The 21,573-nt window shown below is 61.9% G+C and carries 19 protein-coding genes and 1 tRNA gene; 11 read left to right on the top strand and 9 right to left on the bottom strand.

Annotated elements, in window-relative coordinates:
* Positions 1-13: 13 nt before the first annotated feature.
* The 3 genes from U3654_RS07105 to U3654_RS07095 are packed head-to-tail and all read right to left on the bottom strand — an operon-like array spanning position 14 to position 2,291.
* Positions 14-841 carry a substrate-binding domain-containing protein gene (locus U3654_RS07105; protein ID WP_324754641.1) on the bottom strand — a complete coding sequence of 276 codons (828 nt, stop codon included), beginning with the start codon at positions 839-841 and terminating at the stop codon, positions 14-16.
* 35 nt (positions 842-876) lie between these two features.
* Complete coding sequence (locus U3654_RS07100; protein WP_324754640.1) at positions 877-1,593, bottom strand: ATP-binding cassette domain-containing protein; 717 nt, start codon at positions 1,591-1,593, stop codon at positions 877-879.
* On the bottom strand, positions 1,587-2,291 hold the full coding sequence (locus U3654_RS07095; protein ID WP_324754639.1) for an ABC transporter permease: 705 nt from the start codon (positions 2,289-2,291) through the stop codon (positions 1,587-1,589). The genes U3654_RS07100 and U3654_RS07095 overlap by 7 nt, the downstream gene beginning before the upstream one ends.
* Positions 2,292-2,561: 270 nt before the next feature.
* Between U3654_RS07095 and U3654_RS07090 the strand changes: the two genes are divergently transcribed.
* Genes U3654_RS07090 through U3654_RS07075 form a run of 4 tightly spaced genes read left to right on the top strand, consistent with a single transcriptional unit; the run spans position 2,562 to position 6,393 of the window.
* Complete coding sequence (locus tag U3654_RS07090) at positions 2,562-3,425, top strand: xanthine dehydrogenase family protein subunit M (protein ID WP_324754638.1); 864 nt, start codon at positions 2,562-2,564, stop codon at positions 3,423-3,425.
* Positions 3,422-3,898 carry a (2Fe-2S)-binding protein gene (locus U3654_RS07085; RefSeq protein ID WP_324754637.1) on the top strand — a complete coding sequence of 159 codons (477 nt, stop codon included), beginning with the start codon at positions 3,422-3,424 and terminating at the stop codon, positions 3,896-3,898. Before U3654_RS07090 ends, U3654_RS07085 begins: the two co-directional genes overlap by 4 nt.
* A gap of 1 nt (position 3,899) precedes the next feature.
* Positions 3,900-6,143, top strand: a complete 2,244-nt coding sequence (locus U3654_RS07080; protein WP_324754636.1) for a xanthine dehydrogenase family protein molybdopterin-binding subunit — start codon at positions 3,900-3,902, stop codon at positions 6,141-6,143.
* 4 nt (positions 6,144-6,147) lie between these two features.
* The gene (locus tag U3654_RS07075) at positions 6,148-6,393 is read left to right on the top strand and encodes a MoaD/ThiS family protein (RefSeq protein ID WP_324754635.1); all 246 of its coding nucleotides are present in this window, start codon (positions 6,148-6,150) and stop codon (positions 6,391-6,393) included.
* 169 nt (positions 6,394-6,562) lie between these two features.
* On the opposite strand, the gene U3654_RS07070 is transcribed toward U3654_RS07075, so the two are convergent.
* From U3654_RS07070 to U3654_RS07045, 6 genes are all read right to left on the bottom strand, one after another.
* A complete protein-coding gene (locus U3654_RS07070) occupies positions 6,563-7,141 on the bottom strand; it encodes a hypothetical protein (protein ID WP_324754634.1) in 579 nt (192 codons plus the stop codon).
* 450 nt (positions 7,142-7,591) lie between these two features.
* A complete protein-coding gene (locus tag U3654_RS07065; protein ID WP_324754633.1) occupies positions 7,592-10,099 on the bottom strand; it encodes an FAD-dependent oxidoreductase in 2,508 nt (835 codons plus the stop codon).
* Between the two features lie 110 nt (positions 10,100-10,209).
* A complete protein-coding gene (locus U3654_RS07060) occupies positions 10,210-10,893 on the bottom strand; it encodes a hypothetical protein (RefSeq protein WP_324754632.1) in 684 nt (227 codons plus the stop codon).
* Positions 10,894-10,963: 70 nt separating this feature from the next.
* Positions 10,964-12,160 (bottom strand): hypothetical protein, encoded by a 1,197-nt coding sequence (locus U3654_RS07055; protein WP_324754631.1) that lies wholly within the window; start codon positions 12,158-12,160, stop codon positions 10,964-10,966.
* A gap of 92 nt (positions 12,161-12,252) precedes the next feature.
* Complete coding sequence (gene ggt, locus U3654_RS07050; protein ID WP_324754630.1) at positions 12,253-13,989, bottom strand: gamma-glutamyltransferase; 1,737 nt, start codon at positions 13,987-13,989, stop codon at positions 12,253-12,255.
* A 1-nt stretch (position 13,990) separates the two neighbouring features.
* A complete protein-coding gene (locus U3654_RS07045; RefSeq protein ID WP_324754629.1) occupies positions 13,991-14,971 on the bottom strand; it encodes a D-glycerate dehydrogenase in 981 nt (326 codons plus the stop codon).
* A 105-nt stretch (positions 14,972-15,076) separates the two neighbouring features.
* Here U3654_RS07045 and U3654_RS07040 point away from each other — a divergent pair, with 105 nt between their 5' ends.
* The 7 genes from U3654_RS07040 to U3654_RS07010 all read left to right on the top strand — a co-directional run bounded on the left by U3654_RS07040 (position 15,077) and on the right by U3654_RS07010 (position 21,573).
* A complete protein-coding gene (locus U3654_RS07040) occupies positions 15,077-15,571 on the top strand; it encodes an SH3 domain-containing protein (protein ID WP_324754628.1) in 495 nt (164 codons plus the stop codon).
* Between the two features lie 117 nt (positions 15,572-15,688).
* A tRNA-Gln gene (locus U3654_RS07035) sits at positions 15,689-15,763 on the top strand.
* A 651-nt stretch (positions 15,764-16,414) separates the two neighbouring features.
* Positions 16,415-18,013 carry an ABC transporter substrate-binding protein gene (locus U3654_RS07030; protein WP_324754627.1) on the top strand — a complete coding sequence of 533 codons (1,599 nt, stop codon included), beginning with the start codon at positions 16,415-16,417 and terminating at the stop codon, positions 18,011-18,013.
* Positions 18,013-19,080, top strand: coding sequence for an ABC transporter permease (locus tag U3654_RS07025; RefSeq protein WP_324754626.1), 1,068 nt, complete (start codon positions 18,013-18,015; stop codon positions 19,078-19,080). Before U3654_RS07030 ends, U3654_RS07025 begins: the two co-directional genes overlap by 1 nt.
* The gene (locus tag U3654_RS07020; protein WP_324754625.1) at positions 19,077-19,988 is read left to right on the top strand and encodes an ABC transporter permease; all 912 of its coding nucleotides are present in this window, start codon (positions 19,077-19,079) and stop codon (positions 19,986-19,988) included. The genes U3654_RS07025 and U3654_RS07020 overlap by 4 nt, the downstream gene beginning before the upstream one ends.
* Positions 19,985-20,818, top strand: a complete 834-nt coding sequence (locus tag U3654_RS07015; protein ID WP_324754624.1) for an ABC transporter ATP-binding protein — start codon at positions 19,985-19,987, stop codon at positions 20,816-20,818. The genes U3654_RS07020 and U3654_RS07015 overlap by 4 nt, the downstream gene beginning before the upstream one ends.
* Positions 20,815-21,573 (top strand): ABC transporter ATP-binding protein, encoded by a 759-nt coding sequence (locus tag U3654_RS07010; RefSeq protein WP_324754623.1) that lies wholly within the window; start codon positions 20,815-20,817, stop codon positions 21,571-21,573. Before U3654_RS07015 ends, U3654_RS07010 begins: the two co-directional genes overlap by 4 nt.

Here is a 21,573-nt window from a genome sequence, read left to right as displayed (position 1 = left end):
ACCGATCAGAAGATCACTCGGCAGCTTTGGACATGTCCGTCATCTCAGCGTTGAAGGTGAACAACTGCTCGCCCGCGATGCGGTAGCCGTCGATCAGATCCTTGGCGCGGACGCTGGTCAGCCAGCCTTCCAGTTCTGCGGCCAGATCGCTCTTGATGTAGTCGCCCTTATCGGGGTTGACCGGAAGGTAGGCGTATTGGTTAAACAACACCGGATCGCCCGCGAACAGCAGCGCCAGATCGCCCTTATTGCCGAAATTCAACCAGCTTGCGCGATCCGACATGATGTAGGCGTCCATGCCCGACGCCGTATTCAGCGCCGCGCCCATACCCGCGCCGACGGGTTTGTACCAATCTCCGGCAGTGCTGGCATCAATGCCGGCGGCGTCCCACAGGCTAAGCTCTTTCTTGTGAGTGCCACTTTCGTCGCCGCGACTGACAAAGGGCGCCTCAGCCGCTTCGATGGCGCTAAGCGCACCGGCGGCATCATCGGCGGATTTCACGCCTGCCGGGTCGGCGTTGGGGCCGATGATTACAAAGTCGTTATACATGATCGCGCGGCGATGCGTGCCGTGCCCGGCCTCGACGAATTTCTCTTCGGCGGCCTTGGCATGGACCAGAATCGCGTCGACATCGCCCGCTTCGCCCAGCTTGATCGCCTGACCGGTGCCAACGACCAGCAGTTGCACGTCAATGCCGGTATCCTTCTTGATTTCGGGCAGCAGCACCTCGGCGAGGCCGGAATTGTGGAAGCTGGTCGTCACCGCCATCTTCATTTCCTCGGCATGAGCTGCCGCACCACCTGTCAGCGCAATAGCCATGGCTAGGGTGATTTTACGCATGTCAAAGACTCCTTTTAGTCAAAGCGTATCGGGGGTTATTCTACGATGTCGCCAGCGAGGAACGCGGTAGCCGCATTCGTGGTGGGGGCATCGAAAAAATTGATCGCGGGGGCGTTTTCATGAACGTTGCCGCCGCGCAGAAAAATTACCTCTCGGGCCAGACGCCTTGCCTGTCCCATGTCGTGGGTCGCCATAACGATACGTGTTCCAGCGCCGGTTGCAACCGCCAATAGCGCCTCGATCTCGCGCGTTGCACGACCGTCCAGCGAGGCCGACGGCTCGTCCAGAAAAAGCAGAGCGGGCTCTATGATTAGCGCGCGCGAGAGGGCCAGCTTTTGCTTTTCGCCGCCCGACAGAACCGTGGCAGGCCGCCCCTCCATCCCGGCAAGGCCGATGCGTGCGCACCATTCCTCGGCGGCGGCGCGGGCAGCAGCGCGGGGCGTGCCGCTGAGGCGGAGCGGATAGGCCAGATTGTCCAGAACCGAGCGGCGCAGCATGACCGGCGTCTGAAAAACGAAGGCCTGCCTGCGCCGCGCCTCATCTCGCGGGCACGCCCACGTGATCGTTCCTTGGCTCAGACGCTCAAGACCATGCAGCGCCTTGAGAAGGGTTGATTTTCCCGCGCCGTTTGGACCGATGAGGGCCGTGATCCCCTGTCCCTCAAGCGTCAGATTAATCGGCCCGATCAACCGCTTGCCGCGCCGGTGGACGCTTGCGCCCTTCATGGTCATTGGCAAAAGAGCGCTCACCACCTGCCCCCCGTTTCGGTCCGGCTAAGGGCATGAATGGCGAGGTTAATCGCGATGGACAGCGCGATCAGGATAAACCCAAGGCCAAGTGCCAGCGCAAAATTGCCCTTGCCCGTTTCCAGCGCGATGGCGGTGGTCATGACCCGCGTCGCGTGGTCGATATTCCCGCCGACAACCATGATCGCGCCCACCTCGCCGATGCCTCGACCAAAGCCTGCCAGTGCCGCCGTCAGTAATGCGCGCCGCCCGTCATGCAGCAGCGCCCCGATCCGCTGCGCCCGCGTGGTATTCATTGAAATCAGCAGATCGTGATACTCGGCCCACAGCTCGCGCAGCGACTGGTGTGCGATAGACGCGATCAGCGGCACGATGATGACAATCTGCGCGATGATCATCGCCGTCGGCGTAAAGAGCAAGCCCAGCACGCCGAACGGACCAGACCGCGACAACAGCACATAAACAATCAGACCGACCACCACGGGCGGCAGGCCCATCATCGCGTTGAGGATCGCAATGGTCCCGCGCCGCCAGCGAAAGCGCTGCACCGCCAGAAAAGCCGCAAGGGGCAGCGCAATGACACAAGCGATAGCTAGCGCGGCGCCGGTGACGCAAAGGCTGCGCCACGCGATCTCATAGAGGTCGGGATCAAGGCTGACGATCAGCCACGCCGCCTGCGCAAAGCCGTCCCACAGATCGTTCATGCGCCTGCGTCCGCCATGGATGCACCCTGTCACCGCCGCCCCGCGACGGGACCGATTGAGGCGCAAGGTGCCTTTGCACGCGCCGGGCTGCAACCCTTGAAATGCACAATAGCGCAGCGTTCTGCGATGAAAAATATGATCGCGAATTCCTGCCACTGCGCATTGCAGGCGCGGACCGATTGGGGTTTAATCCCGGCCAATTGCCAGCCAAAGCTGAGAGGTCCGCCGCGCGGCGTGATCCTCATCAGCCTGCAAGCCATGGAGCGTCATATGCAATACATGAGACCGCAAACTGCGGCGGAAGTTTCGGACATTCTCGCCCGCTCCGAGGGCGCTGCGCGCATCCTCGGGGGCGGCACCGACCTGCTGGTGCAACTACGCTCGGGGATGATCGAGCCTGAGACGATCGTCGATATCAAGCATCTGAGCGGCATAAATGAGATCACGTCCGAGGATGGCGGCCTGCGCATCGGCGCCGCCGTGTCCGGCCTGCGTCTGGGTGAACATGAGGGCGCGCGCACAATGTGGCCCGGCGTGGTCGAGGCCTGCGAACTGATCGGCTCGACTCAGGTGCAGGGGCGCTGCACCATGGCCGGCAACCTCTGCAACGGATCGCCCGCTGCCGACAGCGTTCCGGCGATGATCGCGGCGGGTGCAATCGCACGGATCGAAGGGCCGGACGGCCCCCGTGACTGCCCGGTCGAGGATATTCCCATCAGCCCCGGCAAGATTTCACTCGGTAAAGGCGAATTCGTCAGCTCCATCTTCCTGCCTGCGCGCCCCAAGGGCGCGGCCGATGCCTATCTTCGGTTTATCCCGCGAACGGAAATGGACATTGCGGTCGCGTCAGCAGGTGTGAATATCGAGCTGGCCGATGACGGCACGATCAAGGCCGCGCGCGTGGCATTGGGCGCGGTCGGCCCCAAAATTGCACTGGTTCCAGATGCTGCTGATGCGATCATCGGATCGAAGCTGGAGGATCCGGCCATCGCCGCGCTGGTGCGCGCCTGCGAGGCCGCCTGCAACCCCATCGACGACAAGCGCGGCACAGCCGAGTTTCGCACCACCGTCGCAGGCGTGCTGGCCAAGCGCGCCGCGCGCATCGCGATGACCCGCGCGGGAGAGAGAACATGAAAAACATCCACGTATCCACCACCATCAATGGCGACGAGGCCGAATTCGTCTGCGCCCCCGAGGAAACGCTGTTGGACGCCCTGCGCAACCGCCTTGGCCTAAGCGGCGCCAAGGAGGGCTGCGGCACCGGCGATTGCGGCGCTTGCACGGTCGAGATGGACGGGCGGCTGGTCTGCTCGTGCCTCGTGCTGGGGGCCGAAGCGCAGGACGCCCGGATCAAGACGGTCGAAGGCATGGCCATCGGCGAGGCGCTACATCCCTTGCAGCAGGCCTTTATCGACCATGCCGCCCTGCAATGCGGTATCTGCACCCCCGGCATTCTGGTCGCGGCGAAAACCTTGCTAGAGCGGAACCCAGACCCTACCGATACCGAAATCCGCTATTGGCTGGCTGGAAACCTGTGCCGCTGCACGGGCTATGACAAGATCATCAAGGCTGTCCAGATCGCAGCCGCCGACATGAGAGGCGCATGATATGAACTTCGTTTCCAAGACTAGAATGGACTTCAAGGTTGTCGGCACCCGCGTTCCGCGCCCCGATGGCGTCGACAAGGTGACGGGTCGCGCGCTCTTTGGTGCGGATTTTTCCGTGCCGGGGATGCAGGTCGGCCTGATCCTGCGCAGCCCGCACGCCCACGCAACAATCAACAGCATCGACACGACCGATGCGGCGGCCCTGCCCGGCGTCAAAGCGGTCGTGACCTCCGCCGATCTGGGTATCCCCGAAGACGACGCGCTGCGCGACGTGCAGGACAACTGCCTCGCGCGGGGCAAGGTGCTTTATGATGGGCACGCTGTCGCCGCCGTCGCCGCCAAGGACATGGCGACGGCCAAGGCCGCGCTGAAGCTGATCAAGGTCGACTACACTCCCCTGCCCCATGTCACGGATGTCGACGCGGCGATGCAGATGGACGCGCCCGTCGTTCAAGAGGCCCGCGCAGATGAGAGCGTGCCAGAGGGCAGCGGCCCCAACGTCACGCATTATTGCGAATTCGGACATGGCGATCTGGAGGCTGGATTTGCCAAGGCTGACACAATCATCGAGCGTAGCTTTACCACCGCCGCCACCCATCAGGGCTATATCGAGCCGCACGCCTGCCTTGCCTCCTACGGCAACGACGGCAAGGCCGACCTCTGGTGCTGCACCCAAGGCCAGTATTTCGTGCGCGAGCTGTGCGCTGGCATCATGGGTATTGAGGCCAGCCAACTGCGCGTCACCGCCTCCGAAATCGGCGGCGGCTTTGGTGGCAAGACGACCGTGTTCATCGAACCCGTCGCGCTGGCCCTCAGCCGCAAGGCAGGCCGCCCGGTCAAGATCGTGATGAGCCGCGTCGACGTGTTTCGCGCCACTGGTCCGACCGTGTCGTCGTCGATGGACGTGCGCATCGGCATGACCAAGGATGGCCGCATTACCGCAGGCGACGCCAAGCTGCGCTATCAGGGCGGCGCGTTTCCGTGCGGCACCGTCGATATGGGCGCGCAGGCAGCGTTTGCTGCCTATGACATGGAGGCCGTGCGCACCCAAGGCTGGAACGCGCTGACCAACCGCCCCAAAGAGGCGGCGTATCGCGCCCCCGGCGCGCCGATGGCGATCTACGCGGTCGAAAGCGTCGTCGATGAGTTGTGTCAGCAATTGGATCTGGATCCGCTGGATGTGCGCCTCAAAAATGCCGCCGATGCTGGCACGAAATCCTCCTATGGGCCAACGTTTGACCAGATCGGCCTGCGCGCGACGCTGGAGGCGGCCAAAGAGCATGACCACTATCACGCGCCTCTGGGCAAGAACCAAGGTCGCGGCCTCTCCTGCGGGTTCTGGTTCAACTTCGGCGGTAATACTTGCGTGTCGCTGAACATCAACAACGACGGCACGGTCGGCATCACCGAGGGCAATCCCGATATCGGCGGCAGCCGCGCGTCGATCTCGATGATGGCCGCCGAGGAACTGGGCATCCCCTATGAAAAGGTGCGCACAGTCATCACCGACACCAACAGCCTTGGCCATAACGACGTAACCGACGGCTCTCGCGTGACCTTTGCCGTGGGTCTGGCCACCATTGAGGCCGCGCGCGCTGCAATCCGCGTAATGTGCGGGCGCGTGGCGAAAATCTGGGGCATCGACGAGGATGCGGTCGTTTGGGAGGATGGCACCGCCAAACCCTCTGGCCCGAACGCGGGCGATTTCGAGCCGATGACACTGGCCGATATCGCCGCCATCGCGTTTGAGACCGGCGGGCCGATTGCGGGCCATCACGAGGTCAACGCCGAGGGCGCGGGCGTCAGCTTTGGCGTGCATCTGGCTGATGTCGAAGTCGACCCCGAAACCGGCAGCACGCGCGTGCTGCGCTACACGGTGTTTCAGGACGCGGGCAAGGCCGTGCATCCCGACTATGTCGAGGGCCAGATGCAAGGCGGCGCTGTCCAGGGTATCGGCTGGGCGTTGAACGAGGAATACATCTATGGCGAGGATGGCCTGCTGCAAAACGCAGGCTTCCTCGACTACCGTGTTCCGGTCGCGTCGGACCTGCCCAATATCGACACGGTGATCCTGGAAATTCCCAACCCCGGCCACCCCTACGGCGTGCGCGGCGTGGGCGAAACGCCGATTGTGCCGCCTCTGGCTGCCTTGTCGAACGCCGTCAGTCGCGCGGTGGGTGTGCGTCTGCACGAATTGCCCATGTCGCCGCCCAAGATCCTCAAGGCGATCACGGCGAAGGGCTGAGGCTATGGTGTCGGTAAAACTCTGGGGGTCATTGCGCGATCTGGCCGATGGGCAAGAGATGGTCGAGGTCGAAGCCAGCAATTTCAAGGAATTGCTGGACGTTTTGGCGGCCAAGTATCCAGGGTTGAAGCCACAGATCGACCGCGGGGTGAGCCTCGCGGTCGATGGGCTGGTTTACCGCAATTCGTGGTTTACTGAGGTGCAGCCGGATAGCGAGGTTGTGCTGATGCCGTATATGAAGGGGGGGTGAATGGAAGCGGTATTAGATTCCGTGCTGACATCTGCAAAGAACCATGTGTTGGCGCAGACGCACGGAAGACGGGAACGATTTGCATCGCATCCCCCAAACCCACCATTGTCGACAAACCAAATATGGTGCCGGTGGATAGAGTTGCACATCAGATCGCGAACTCTGATCGTTAGAAATGCTCCCTATCTAACAAAATAGTCCCATTGAGGATTTTGCCGATATACGTGCACGGGTCGTCGCGCTGTGAAAGATGTGCCCACGATTTCTGGGCGAACACGTTCGGCACCATGAAGAGTGTGATCGAATTCAATTCATCGCGTGAAATTCGCCGATCCAATTCAGATTTCAGTGAAAAAACTGCTTGTTGCTCTGGTGTCAGGGACATGACCTGCATGACAGAAGCGACATATTCATCCGCGACAATGCATGCCTCAAATGGGCACGAAGCGTCATCAAAGAGGCCATGGGACAATTCATGCACGATGATGCTCTGGAAATAGCTTTCCATTGGAAGGAATGCGAAAGCACCCTTCGGATTGCGCCTGACCGCCATCATGGATGGCTCAAGCACCTCGATCGATCCTTTACCGCAATGGTATTGGCCCATACATCCGGGTTTAAGGTCGGTGACAATCTCTGTCGTCAGAGGGCCAGAAAGTGGCGGCATACCGCATTCATCAAATAACGCCTCTGCATCCTCTATCGCGTCGCAAATCAGGTCAACATGGGCCGATTGGTCTGAGTTCACACTGACCCCTGTTTGTCCGCACGACGTCATCTCTGACCAAACCGGAGATACCAGACACGTCAGAAGGAAAGACGAAACCAAGCATATTCGCATTCCATACCCTGATCGGTTTGAACGCCATTTTATGTGGCGTCTTTTTGTTTCCGTGATACTTTCTTGGATTTACTCCAACCTACTTCGATCACGCTTCTAGGGTCGTCCATCAATTATACCAGTAAGGATGATGAATCGCATTGCCCTATGTCAAAGCTGCATAGATGAGCGTTGATTGTGCCTCCGATAGTCAGGCAGAGGATGTCGAAGTGAGCTATCCTTTTAAGAAAACGAGGCTAGGCTTTTGAATAGAGTTATGAAAGTTGCATGTGGCTCAATGCGTCTTTCTTGTATCTCTGTCCGAATCTTGCCCAAATCAACCCGCCGCGTCCCGCCCAAAGCGCGGCGGCCCTGCCCTCACCCGTCCTTGCGAATAACCATGTTCTTCGGGTCATACGGGCTGTCCTCGGTCACGGTCGCGTCCCAGAGCTTGTCCATGATCTTGACCTTCAGCACAGTGCCCGGCACCACCAAATCAGGCTTGATATAGCCCATGCCGATGCTCTTGGCGAAGGCCACCGAGTAGCCGCCCGAGGTCAGGCGGCCGACGCGCTCGCCGCCTTCGGTGTATAGCACTTCGCGGCCCCATGGGTCGGCATCGTCCGGGCCGTCGATCAGCAGCGTGCAGCATTTGGCGCGCACGCCCGTCTCGACCAGCTTGGCCTTGCCGTGAAAATCCTTCTCCAGATCGACGAAACGCGGCAGATCAGCCTCCAGTGGGGTCGCGTCGCGGCCCAGTTCGTTGCCGAAGGCACGATAGGACTTTTCCTGCCGCAGCCAGTTTTGCGCACGAGCGCCGACCAGCTTCATGCCGTGCGGCTCGCCCGCCTTTTCCAGCAGGTCAAAGAGATAGTTCTGCATCTCCATCGGGTGATGCAACTCCCATCCGAGCTCGCCCGTATAGGCGACGCGGATGGCGTTAACGGGGCACATGCCCAGCTCGATCTGGCGGGCGGTCAACCACGGAAAGCGCTTGTTCGACAGGGCTGTTTCGGGGTCGGCATCAATGATGACCGACTTCAACACATCGCGTGATTTTGGACCAGCGATGGCAAAGACGCCCCATTGGGTCGTCACATCCTGGATCTCGATATAGCCGAAATCGCCCATCTTATCCTCGGCGGCCTTGCGCAGAAAATCGGAATCGTATTCCGTCCACGCACCAGCGGAGACGAGGTAATAACTGTTCTCGCCGTTGCGCACGATGGTGTATTCCGTGCGCGTCGTGCCGAACTCGGTCAGCGCATAAGTCAGGTTGATCCGGCCGACTTTCGGCAGCTTGTTGCAGGTGAACCAATCGAGGAACGCGGTCGCGCCCGGCCCCTTGACGATGTGCTTGCTAAAGGCTGTCGCGTCGATCAGGCCGGCGCCCTCGCGGATCGCCTTTGCTTCGTCCACCGCATGCTGCCACCAGCCACCCCGGCGGAAGCTGCGCGCGTCGTGGTCGAAATTATCTGGCGCATCCAGCGGGCCGAAATAGTTGGGCCGCTCCCACCCGTTAACGAAGCCGAACTGCGCACCGCGCACCTTTTGACGCTCATATGCCGGGGCTGTGCGCAGGGGGCGGCAGGCCGGGCGCTCCTCGTCGGGATGGTGCAGGATATAGACGTGCTCGTAGCTTTCCTCGTTTTTGCGCGCGGCGAACTCGGTAGTCATCCAGTTCGACGAATACCGCTTGGGGTCGAGGCTGGCCATGTCGATCTCGGCCTCGCCCTCGACCATCATCTGGGCGAGGTAATAGCCGGTGCCCCCCGCCGCCGTGATGCCAAAGCTGAAGCCCTCGGCCAGCCACATATTGCGCAGGCCCGGCGCCGGGCCGACCAGTGGATTGCCGTCGGGGGTGTAGCAGATCGGGCCGTTGAAATCGTCCTTCAGTCCGCAGTCCTCGCAACTTGGGATGCGGTGGTTCATCGCCATATACTGGTCTTCGATCCGGTCCAGATCTAGTTGGAACAGATCGGCGCGGAAGCTGTCCGGCACGCCATGCTCGAACCGCGCGGGCGCGTTTGGCTCATATACGCCCAAGATCCAGCCACCGCGTTCCTCGCGGACATAGCTTTGGGCGTCCGCGTCGCGGATGACGGGATGTTCCACATTGCCCTCGGCGCGGAATTTCACCAACTCAGGATCGCTGTCCATCACGATGAACTGATGCTCGACCGGGATCGCGGGCATCTTGATGCCCAGCATCTTGGCGGTGCGCTGTGCGTGGTTGCCTGACGCGGTCACGACGTGTTCGGCGGTGATCACAACCTGCTCATCCGAGGGCACCAGATTGCCACCCTTTTCGACCATCTTGGTTGCGGTCACTTCCCACGCGGTCCCGTTCCAATGGAACGCATCAGCCTGCCATTTGCGCTCGATCATCACGCCGCGCTGGCGGGCGCCCTTTGCCATGGCCATGGTGACGTCGGCGGGGTTGATGTAACCGTCAGTCTGGTGGTAGATCGCGCCCTTCAGATCATCGGTGCGGATCAGCGGCCATTTCGCCTTGATCTCTTCGGGGGTCATCCACTCATAGGGCACGCCGCAAGTCTCAGCCGTGGAGGCGTAGAGGCGGTACTCGTCCATCCGCGCGTCCGTCTGGGCCATGCGCAGGTTGCCGACCACGGCGAAACCGGCGTTGAGGCCGGTTTCCTCCTCCAGAGTCTTGTAGAACTTGATCGAATAGTCGTGGATATGAGTCGTTGCGTAGCTCATGTTGAAATAAGGCAGAAGGCCGGCAGCGTGCCATGTACTGCCCGATGTCAGCTCGTCGCGTTCCAGCAGCATGACGTCATCCCAACCTGCGCGCGCGAGGTGATAGGCGATCGACGTGCCGACGGCACCGCCGCCGACGACAAGGGCTTTGACATTGGTTTTCATGCGCTGCGACTCCGATAGGCATTTGTTGCCACGTTTCTATCACGTTCACACCTGCGCGCGCGGCCCATCCGACCAAAGCACGCGCAAAACCGACAAGCGCCGTCCGCGCGTTAGTGACCCAATGCCGCGTCCAGCCGATCCAGCGGGAAATAGGGGGCCAGCAGGGGGCGCAATTCGGCCCGCCGGGGCGCGGCAGGATCGTAAAGGGCGTGGCAGAGGTAATCCTCCATCAAGGCCGCCTGTTGCTCGAACCCGAACTTGAGGAATGTGGCGTCGGGTCCGGGCCGGTAAAAATACGGGTCCATGTTCAGGACGTTTTCCAGCGCGGCGCGCGCGGGGCGATAGCCGGTGACCTCACGGTGCTGCCATTGCCAGACATGGATCAGCTCGTGCGCCAGAACCAGCGCCTGAGGAAAGCGCGCCGCATCTGGCCAGTGAGGGGCAAGGTCCGTGCGATAGAACTCGTGGCTGAAATGCACGCGGTTCCACAATGCCCAGCCCGGTGGTGGGCCGCTGCGCGGCTCGGGCGCGGCGCGCTCGCACAGACCGGTGATCGTGTTTTCTCGGCTGACGGGGTAGAGATCATCGATGTCCGGCGTTTCGGGCGCTGGCGGTAGCGGGGCGAAACCACGCGCGATGCGCACCTTTTGCACATCCAGCGTCGGCCCGATGATATCGGCAGCAAAGCGGCGCTCGTTTTCGCTTAGCGGGCGCGTGCAGGCTGCCAGCGCAGTAAGGCAGAGCGCCGCAATAGCCGCCCTGCGCATCAGTTTACCTGCGCGTCCCTGCCCCATCTTCCCTGCCCCAATCCGCTTTCGGCGGCCATACTTACGCGTTCGCGCGCAAAGGCCAAGGGGGCGCGCGTCAGTCGCGGCAGAAACGTCCCGAAGACCCTTCGAGGCAGCTGGTCCCGCCAGAAAGGGTCAGGCGTCCCGGCTTGGGCGTGTCCTTGGCCTTGGCCTTGGCTGTTTCCTCTGCATCGGGGGTATCTTTGGCACCCCCAAAGAGCGACCGGGCGAATTCCGCCACCGCTGCCACGCTTGGGGCTTGCGCGGTTTCGTCATTGGACGGTGTCGGTGCGGGCGGGTCGTCCATGTCGAGCTGCACGATCCCATCTGCGCCCCAGCCGTGGGCCAGTTCGTTCAGAATCATCTCCATCGCGTTTTCAGGCGATGTCGCGCGTTCCATCCAAGCCTGCGCCTCGGCGCTGCGGCGCGACAACAGATCGCTGTGCATTTCCAGCATGATCTCTGCTATGCGCGGCTGGGCCTCAAGCGGGACATCAGGCGCGGTCGCGCCGACGTACGGCAGCGGATAGGCCAGCAGCGCGTTCAGCCCGTCATAGTCGATCGCCGCCAGCACCGCCCGCAATTCGTCATCGTCGGCATTGGTGAGCACGCTCAACTGCACTGCGTCGTGAAAGCCCAGCGGTGCCTCAAACGCACGAAACGGCGTGCCAGCCTGTGAGATCAACGGCGTTTGCGAATCCTGCAGGCTGGGCGGTGTCTGGCCATAGGCGACGCCGCCGATCACGGCCCAACCCTGCGTGTTGAAAAAGCCGCTGGCGTTCAATGTGTCGGCCACAGCGCCGGTGAGCGAGCGGCCCTCCTTGCGTGGTTTATACTCGGCCCGCACCGCTATGACGCGCTCAGCTTGCTGATAGACCCATGTTTCGGATTCGCGGCGCTCTTCTGCGGCGCGGGCGCTTTTTGCGGCCAAGTTCTTGAGCAGATCTTGCGCGTCTGCGCGCATGTCGTCCTCTTCGGGCATCAAGATGGCGCTGTTATCACCCTCAAGCCACGCACGGCGAATCCAGCCCTCGGGCGCGTCGGGCAGGTAGGCGCGCGCACCCGCACGGCGGTGCAGATCACGCTCCTTGTTGGCAGCTGCATCAGCGCGCGCCTCGCGCACGCCGTCGACACGCGCGCCGAAGGTCGAAAAATAGGCCCCGGCCGAGAATCTGCCCGGCGACTCGCCTGCCGCGCTGGCCTGATTGGCATAGTCGATCGCGCCAAGCGCCGTGAGGGCGACGGCGCCGAATCCGATGGCGTAATAATTCATGAGGCTTCTCCCGCAAATGCCGTGTTGCGCATTGAGTTAGGCGGCAACCTTGGCATTTTCGGGATGCGCGGGGGGCGCTTTCGCGGCAGGCGTCATTCGCCGATGGCCAGCCCTTCACGGCGCGGGTCGGCGCCGCCTTGCAATTGCGCGCCGATAGAGATGGCATGAAGCCCCGAATTGAGGCCGCGCAACTCTACCTCATAGCCCAAATCCCGCAGAGGCTGCGCCAGCGCCTCGGCGCCTGTCCCCTCCTCAAGATCATAGGTGCCGAAGCGGTTCACCAGATGCGGCATAGCCGTCATCGCCTGCACGTCCATGTCCCAGTCGATATGGGCGATGATGGCGTTCGTCACATATGGGATGATCCAACTGCCACCGGGGCTGCCCAGCACAAGGCGCGGCGCGCCGTGCTCCATCACGATCGTCGGCGCCATGGACGAGCGTGGCCGCTTGCCCGGAGCGGGCGCGTTGGCGATGGGCACGCCGTCCTCGTGACTGGCAAAGCTGAAATCCGTCAGCTCGTTATTGAGCATAAAACCGGCGGCCATAAGCCGCGAGCCAAAGGCGTTCTCGATGGTGGTCGTCATCGACAGCGCGTTGCCGTAGCTGTCAACGATCGAAATATGCGAAGTCGAAGGCAATTCGATCGCGCTGTCGTGCGCCCAGAGCAGCGCATGATCGAACTCAGGCTGGCCCGGCAATGCCTCGTCCAGCGCGACCTCACCGCTCAGCAGCGCGCCGCGCGCGGCCAGATAGGCGGGGTCCAGCATCCCCTCGGTCGGCACAGGAACGAAATCGGAATCGGCGACGTAGCGCCCCCGATCGGCAAAGGCGAGGCGGCTGGCATCGCCGATCAAACGCCGCGCCTCGGGCGACGTTGGTCCCAGCGCTGCCAGATCGTATTGCTCCAGCGCGCCCAAAATCTGACCCACGGCGATAGCGCCAGACGAGGGCGGCCCCATGCCACAGACCTCATGGCCGCGGTAGGGCGCGCAGACCGCCGCGCGCTCCTTTACGCTATAAAGCGCCAGATCCAGCAGGCTGAGCGTGCCGGGGTTGCCGGGCGCGGATTGCACTGCGCGGGTAATCTGGCGCGCAATATCGCCGGTATAAAACGGCGCGGGGCCGTCCTTGGCGAAGGTTTCGAGAGTCTGCATGTAGGCAGGATTTTTCAGCGTATCGCCCGCCTTTAGCGTGCGACCCTCAGGCATGAAATAATCCCGCGTCGCGACAAACCGGTCTAGCGTATCGGCATTGGCAGCAATGGAGGTTGCCATACGCGGGCTGACCTCAAATCCATTCTTGGCAAGGTCCAGCGCCTCGTCAAAGAGCCCCGACCAGTCCAGCCGCCCCCAGCGCGCATGCGCCTCGCCCAGCAGCATCGGCGTGCCCGGCACACCGACCGAGCGGCCCCCTACGACCGCATCGAAAAAGTCCATCGACTGGCCATTTTCGTCTTGAAACAGCAACGGCGTCGCGCCTTGCGGCGCAGTCTCGCGCCCGTCGAGCGTCGTCAGCGTGGCGCTGGCCGCGTCCCACCAGACCAGAAACGCACCCCCGCCAAGGCCCGAGCTTTGCGGTTCGACCAGACCCAGCACCAGCTGCACGGCGATCATCGCATCGGCAGCACTACCGCCTTGCCGCAGTACCCGCGCCCCTGCCCGGCTGGCCAGCGGGTTTGCGGCGACGACCATCCATTTGTTTGACGTTACCGGGGCCTGCACCTCGGCCACCTGGAACGCGCCAATTTCGGGCGCGACCGCATCTGCGGCCTGCTGCGCCGCCGCGCCAGAGGCCGACAGCATAAGGGCGAGGAGCAGCGCGCGCATTCTACAGCATCGCCGGGACGACCTGATCAGGCGGACGATGGCCGTCCTGAAAGGTCTTGATGTTCACCAGCACCTTTTCGCCCATCTCGATCCGCCCCTCGATTGTGGCCGACCCCATGTGCGGCAATAGCACAACGTTCTTCATCTCACGAAGACGCGGATTGGACGCGTCCTCATAGACGTCAAGGCCCGCGCCTGCGATCTCGCCCGTGCGCAACATCCGCGTCAGCGCGTTCTGGTCGATGACTTCGCCGCGCGAGGTGTTGACGATGACCGCATCGCGTTTCATCAGCTTCAGGCGCCGCGCGTTCATCAAATGAAAGGTCGAGGGCGTGTGCGGGCAATTGACCGAGATCACGTCCATCCGCGCGACCATCTGATCGAGGCTCTCCCAATAGGTGGCCGACAGCGATTCTTCGGTCTCGGGGCGCAGACGCTTGCGGTTGTGGTAATGCACCTGCATCCCAAAGGCCGCCGCGCGCCACGCAACCGCCTGCCCGATCCGGCCAAGCCCGAGAATACCCAGACGGCGCCCCGAGACCCGCCCGCCCATCAGCGCAGTCGGCGACCAGCCGGACCACTCGCCGGTTTGCATCATGGCGAGCCCCTCGGGGATTCGGCGCAGGGTGGCAAGAATCAGCGCCATGGCCATGTCGGCAGTATCGTCCGCCGAAACGCCCGGCGTGTTCGACACCAATATGCCGCGTTGGCGCGCCGTCGACACGTCGATATGATCGACGCCGGCACCGTAATTCGCGATCAGCTTTAGGCGATCCCCCACCTGTCCGATCAATCCTGCATCAATCCGGTCGGTCAATGTCGGCACCAGCACATCGGCACCGCGCGCCGCCTCGACCAGCTCATCGCGGCTCATCGGCGTGTCGCACGGCCTCAGGGTCGTATCGAACAACTCGCATAGTCGCGCCTCGACCGGATCGGGCAAGCGCCGCGTTACGACAACACTCAGACGTTGAGATGACATGGGACGCCTCCTTGATCTTCCATATTCCGCGCTGAGGTGCCATGGTGGCGCAGGAACGGGCGAGGCACAAGAACCCCGCAGACGAGAACGGGCAGAAATCCTGACATGGGCAGACTATCCAACCTGTTATCCGCGCTGGCGCTCAGCATCGCGCTTCCCGCCGCCGCGCAAGAGCGTGGGCCGGTGACAAACCTGCCGTTGCCGCGCTTTGTGTCGATGAAGGCCGCCGAGGGCAACGTGCGGCGCGGCCCCAGCCGCACCCATCGCATCGACTGGATTTTCAAGCGGCGCGATATCCCGCTCGAAATCACCGCCGAGCATGGCCATTGGCGGCGCGTGCGCGACCGCGACGGTGCGGGCGGCTGGATGCACTATTCGCTACTGTCGGGCGTGCGCACGGTCATTGTCGAAAAGGACATGCTGCAATTACGCGCCACGCCGGACCCCAAGGCGCTGGTCAACGCCCAGCTAGAGATGGGTGTGATCGCCCGCCTCGATGAATGCCTGCCCGACTGGTGCGATTTGCACGTCGGTGGCTATGGCGGCTGGGTCCGCAAGTCGGCGATCTGGGGCGTCGGCGCGGCCGAAACCCTGGACTGAGGCGCGCGGTTGGACCCGCTGCGCACCAGCCCTGCGCAGAGATACCAAAATTCGACCGAGTTTTTCGCCATTCGGTCTTGCACCCCAAAGCGCGCCGGAGTAATCACCACGCCACGTTGGGGTGTAGCCAAGCGGTAAGGCATCGGTTTTTGGTACCGTGTATCGTAGGTTCGAATCCTACCACCCCAGCCACTTCTCTTTCAGATGCAAGACCATGGGCCTCAGGGCCTGTATGGGCCAGAAATGCCCCTGTTTATGCCCCCGTCAGGGGTGGCTGGCTAGGGCTTGCTGAGGAGAGGCAGCCTCCGCTCCCAACCGCCAGAGGCAGGTTAGAGGCTGAGACCGCTAGCGGGGTTGCAAAGAGCTGTGCGCCATAATCCTCAGCGTGACTGAACGTTACGTGATTGACACCCTCGGTTGGCTCCGTGCTGGCCGGGGCCGCACCGCTACATGAACCCCGGCCCGACCGACACCGAGGTAATTTGGCGATCACGCCGCCAGCTATTGAATTTGAAAACGCGCGCGCCCCCACGGCTTTGATGATGTAACCGTTCCCCCACGGCATCAATGTGCCAAGGTGGATCTACTATGCTCCACAAAGGAGAGCGGTCATGTCGGCGGCAGAGTTACATCGCCATTGCCTTCCAAAACCACTAAAATTGATAGCAGGTTCTGCTGGTTCCGACAGTAATTCGGGGTCGGGCGGAACGTGGGCGCCACTGCCCGCGTATTCCGATATCTCTTGACAGAACTGCCCTGCTCGGACCGAATGAATGCACGATTTAAGAGCGCCGGACCAAAAAGACGCTCAAATCTCTGTAATTTCAAAAATGGGAGTTCAACATGAGACACGTCCCCGGATTGATCGCCTCGGCTGTCGTAAGCGCAACTTTTGGCATCATGACAACACCGACATTTGCCGAGACGCCGCCCGATACACTGATCCAGGCATGGCAGCTCGACGACATTATTTCACTCGATCCGGCGGAAGTGTTCGAATTCACTGCCTCCGAATTACTGGGCAACAGCTATCAGCCGCTTGTCGGGTATAATGTCGAGGATGTCTCGGACGTCTTCGGTGTCATCGCCGAAAGCTGGGAAGTCTCTGAAGATGGCAAGACCTTCACCTTCGTCATCAGGCCGGACCTGGAATTTGCCTCCGGCAATCCGATTACAGCCGCCGATGCGGTGTTCTCAATTCAACGCGCTGTGAAGCTGGACAAGTCACCGGCGTTTATCCTGACACAGTTCGGCCTGAGCGCCGAGAACGTCGAAGAGAAGGTGCGACAGACCGGCGACATGACGCTCGAACTTGAGATGGACAAGGCCTATGCCCCTACCCTTCTGCTCTATTGCCTGACGGCGACCGTCGGCTTCGTCGTCGACAAAGAGCTGGTCATGAGCCACGCAGCGGGCGACGATTTGGGCTATGAATGGCTCAAGACGAACTATGCCGGATCCGGTGCCTTCACCATCCGAGACTGGCGCGCCAACGAGGTCGTCGTGCTGGAACGTAATGATGGATTTTCGGGCGATGCGCCCGCCATGGCACGTGCGATCTACCGCCACATTCCCGAAGGCTCCACCCAGCGTCTGCTGTTGGAAAAAGGCGACATTGATATTGCGCGCAACCTCGGGGCCGAAGAGATGACGGCGATGGCGGACAATCCCGACCTGAAGATCGAGAGCGGGATCAAAGGGTCGATCTATTACATGGGTTTGAATCAGAAGAATGAAAACCTGATGAAGCCGCAGGTCCGCGAGGCGATGAAATATCTGGTGGATTACCAGACCATTGCCGACACTATTATGAAGGGCAAGGTCAAGGTCCATCAGGCGTTCCTACCCGAAGGTTTTCTGGGCGCTCTGAACGACAACCCCTATGAGCTGAACGTCGAAAAAGCCAAGGAACTTCTGGCCGAAGCGGGATTGCCTGACGGGTTTAGCGTGACGATGGATACGCGCAACACGCCCGAGATCACTGCCATGGCCGAGGCCATCCAGCAGACGATGGCGCAGGCCGGCATCCAGATGGAGCTGATCCCCGGCGACGGCCAGCAGACGCTGACCAAGTACCGCGCGCGCAACCACGACATCTATATCGGGCGCTGGGGTCCGGATTATCAGGACCCGCACACCAATGCCGATACCTTTGCGCGCAACCCCGACAACAGCGACGACGCCGAGAGCAAGCCGCTGGCGTGGCGCAACGCGTGGGACATTCCAGAAATGACAGCCCAGGCCGACGCCGCCGTGCTTGAGAAAGACGCGAAGAAGCGTGCGGAGCTGTATCTGGCGCTTCAGGAAGAGCATCAAAAGGTCTCGCCCTTTGTGATCATGTTCCAGGAAATCGAGGTTCTGGGTATCCGTGACAACGTGAACGGATTCATCATCGGACCGTCGTTCAACGACAACTCGTTCCGCAAAGTGACCAAGGACTGATGGTGGCAACGTCCCCTGCAAACACGGGAGGGCGCTGGCGCGCCCTTTCGTTCTACGGCATGAAAACCGGCAAGCTGATCGCGACAGTGGCGGTTACGTTTCTGGGCCTGCTTGTCGTTACCTTCCTGATCGGCCGCGTGGTGCCGGTTGATCCGGTTCTGGCCGTGGTCGGGGACCGCGCGTCCCAATCGACCTACGATGCGGCCTATCTCGCGCTTGGGCTAGACAAACCGCTCTATCATCAATTCTGGATTTATCTGAAGGGTGCGCTCAGCGCCGATCTGGGCACCTCGATCCTGACCAAGAAGCCCATTATCGAAGACATTGCGCGCGTATTCCCCGCCACTCTGGAACTGGCGACGGCGGGCATCATTCTGGGCACGATCTTTGGCATCCCATTGGGCATCTGGGGGGCCGTGCGTCAGGGCAAGCTGCCCGATCAGATCATCCGTGTCGTCGGGCTGGTCGGATACTCTGCGCCGATCTTCTGGCTCGGCCTGTTGGGGCTGCTGGTGTTTTACGCCAAGCTGGGCTGGGTTGCCGGACCGGGGCGCATCGACATCGCTTATGAATATACGGTGACGCAGATCACCGGGCTTTTGCTAATCGACACCGCGATTCAGGGCCAGTGGGACGCATTCCAGAATGTGCTGGCTCATCTGGCGCTGCCCGCGATGTTGCTGGGCTATTTCTCCATGGCCTATATCAGCCGCATGACGCGGTCTTTCATGCTGGCCGAATTGGCGCAGGAATACATCATAGCCGCCCGGGTCAAGGGCGTGGCCGAATGGCGCATCATTTGGATACATGCCCTGCGCAATGCCGCCGTGCCGCTGGTGACGGTGATCGCGCTCAGCTATGCGGGGCTGCTTGAGGGATCGGTGCTGACCGAAACCGTCTTTGCCTGGCCGGGTCTGGGCCAATACCTGACCAACAGCCTGCAGAACGCGGACATGAACGCCGTGCTTGGCGGGACGCTGGTCATTGGCATCATATTCGTCGGGCTGAACCTGCTGTCCGATCTGCTCTACACCGTGCTCGATCCGCGCGTCAGGCGGCGCGGATGACGCAAGTATCCACACGCGATTGGCTGCTAAGCGATCATCCGGCCTCGCGCCGTCAGGCGAAGCTGGGGCAGGCCTATCGCACTTGGTCGCAGCTGCGCCGGAACCGGCTGGCGATGCTGGGCCTTGGTATCGTGATCCTGCTGATCCTGATGGCCATTTTCGCCGATATGATCGCGCCATACGATCCCCTGCGCGGGGGAGACTTGCGCACCGCGCGGCTGCTGCCCCCCTCGTGGGAGCATCTGATGGGCACCGATGATCAGGCGCGCGATATCTTCAGCCGGATCGTGCATGGATCGCGGCTGACGTTGATGGTGGTCGCCATGGTGGCGATCATCGCAACGCCCATTGGGCTGGCCGTCGGCACCACTGCGGGGTATTTCGGAGGTTGGGTCGATACCGTGCTGATGCGGATCACTGACATCTTCCTCGCCTTCCCGCGCCTGATCCTTGCGCTGGCCTTTGTTGCCGCGCTTGGCCCCGGAATCGAGAACGCGATCATCGCTATCGCGATCACGTCATGGCCGCCCTATGCACGCCTTGCGCGGGCCGAAACGCTAACCATCCGCAACACCGATTACATCGCGGCGATCCGGCTACAGGGCGCGCGCAGCCCGCGCATCATCTGGGGGCATGTGGTGCCGCTGTGCATGTCCTCAGTCATCGTGCGGGTCACGCTGGACATGGCAGGGATCATCCTGACAGCAGCAGGTCTGGGGTTTCTGGGCCTCGGCGCACAGCCACCACAGCCCGAATGGGGCGCGATGATCGCCAGCGGCCGTCGGTTCATCATAGATTTCTGGTGGGTCGCGACCATGCCGGGGATTGCCATTTTCGTAGTCTCACTGGGCTTTAACCTGCTGGGCGACGGGCTGCGCGACGTGCTCGACCCCAAAGGTGAAAAATGACCGATATGCTTCAGGTGCAAGGGCTAAACGTGGCCTTTCCGTCGCGCGAAGGGCCGGTTCGTGTGGTGCGCGACGTGTCCTTCACACTGGGCCGGGAACGGCTGGGGATTGTCGGCGAATCCGGATCGGGCAAATCGCAGACCGGACGGGCCATCCTTGGGCTGACGCCGCCCTCGGGTCGAGTGACCGCCGAGCGGCTGGAATTTGACGGAATCGACCTGCGCGGCGCATCGAGGAGGACCTGGCGCAGTTTGCGCGGGCGGCGGATGAGCATGATCATGCAGGACCCGAAATACTCGCTCAACCCGGTGATGACCGTTGGCCGGCAAATCGTCGAAGCCTATCGCAGGCGCGGCGACGCCACCCGCGCAGATGCCCGCGCCAAGGCCGTCGACATGCTGGACGCCGTGCAGATCCGCGACCCGGAAAGGGTGTTCAACGCCTATCCGCACGAGCTGTCGGGCGGCATGGGGCAGCGGGCGATGATCGCGATGATGCTGATTGCCGAGCCGGACCTCCTGATCGCGGATGAGCCGACATCGGCGCTGGACGTTACGGTGCAACTGGACGTGCTGAAGATACTGGACGATCTGGTACGGGATCGCGGCATGGGCCTGATCTTCATCAGCCATGATCTGCGGCTTGTGTCGTCGTTCTGCGACCGCGTGCTGGTGATGTATGCCGGCCGCGTCGTCGAGGAAATCGCGGCAAAGGATCTGCGCGCGGCGAAACATCCTTACACGCAGGGCCTGCTGAACTGCCTGCCCCGGATCGAGGGCGGGCAGCGCCCTCTGAAGACCCTGACCCGTGATCCGGCGTGGCTCGAATGAAGGTGCTGGTGGAAATAGACGATCTGACCGTCACCTTCGGCCATGGCGCCAATGAGGTGCAGGCCGTTCGCGGGCTCACCGTGAATGTGATGAAGGGTGAAAGCTTTGGCATCGTTGGGGAAAGCGGGTCGGGCAAGTCCACCGTGCTGCGGGCGATCTGCGGGCTGGCGCCGATCACGCGGGGGGAAATATCCATCGACGGTGCCCCCCTGAAGGCGCCGCGGGATCGCGCGTTCTACCGCAAGGTACAGATGGTATTTCAGGACCCATACGCCTCGCTCCACCCGCGTCACACTGTCGATAAGATATTGTCCGAACCTCTGGCGATCCACGGTTTCTACAATCGCGAGGCCCGCGTCGAAAAGGCGCTGGAGGATGTGGGTCTGGCCAAAGGCTTCCGCTTTCGGTTTCCACACCAGTTGTCCGGCGGGCAACGCCAGCGCGTTGCGATCGCGCGCGCATTGATCCTCGAGCCACAGATCCTGTTGCTGGATGAGCCGACGTCCGCGCTCGACGCCTCCATTCAGGCCGAGGTTCTGAACCTGCTGGATGCGCTGCGCGCGGAGCGTGGGCTGACCTATATTCTGGTCAGCCACGACCTTGCCGTGGTGGGGCACATGTGTGAACGCTTGCTGGTGATGCAGCATGGTGCCCGCGTTGAAGAACTGACGCGCGAGGCGTTGCAGAACCGGGAGGCACAGACCGACTATACCAAGGATCTTCTGATCGCGAGTGAAGGTTTCAAAAATGTCTGA

The sequence above is a fragment of the Roseovarius sp. Pro17 genome, from assembly GCF_035599575.1.
Classification (GTDB): domain Bacteria; phylum Pseudomonadota; class Alphaproteobacteria; order Rhodobacterales; family Rhodobacteraceae; genus Roseovarius.
This window is presented reverse-complemented; position numbering and strand designations above follow the sequence as displayed.